A 271-nucleotide genomic window follows, 5' to 3' on the forward strand; every position below is an offset into this window, starting at 1 on the left:
GAGGGTGATGCTGAAGCTACCGGTCGCGCCAACCACGACGCTACCCAGCACGGTAGTGCCATCGGCGGCCAGTACCCGCACGGTGCTGCCCGGTTCGGCACGGCCGGTGACGACAGTGCCATCGGCGTTGACGGCCAGTTCGCTCGGGGCGGCCGGCGCGGTAATGTCTGGCGCGGTGATTTGCGTTGGTAGTGACGATACCCCCGCATCGTCGATGGCCACGACGTCCAGCAGTTCGCCATTGGCCTGGGCCGGGGCCAGAACGACGGTG

General features: G+C 67.9%; 1 protein-coding gene. It reads right to left on the reverse strand.

Annotation, left to right across the window (positions count from 1 at the left end):
- The coding region (locus tag J8I82_RS38125; protein ID WP_209765825.1) for an Ig-like domain-containing protein at positions 1–271 on the reverse strand (271 nt) is incomplete at both ends.

The sequence above is a fragment of the Cupriavidus consociatus genome (assembly GCF_017814975.1).
Lineage (GTDB): Bacteria > Pseudomonadota > Gammaproteobacteria > Burkholderiales > Burkholderiaceae > Cupriavidus > Cupriavidus consociatus.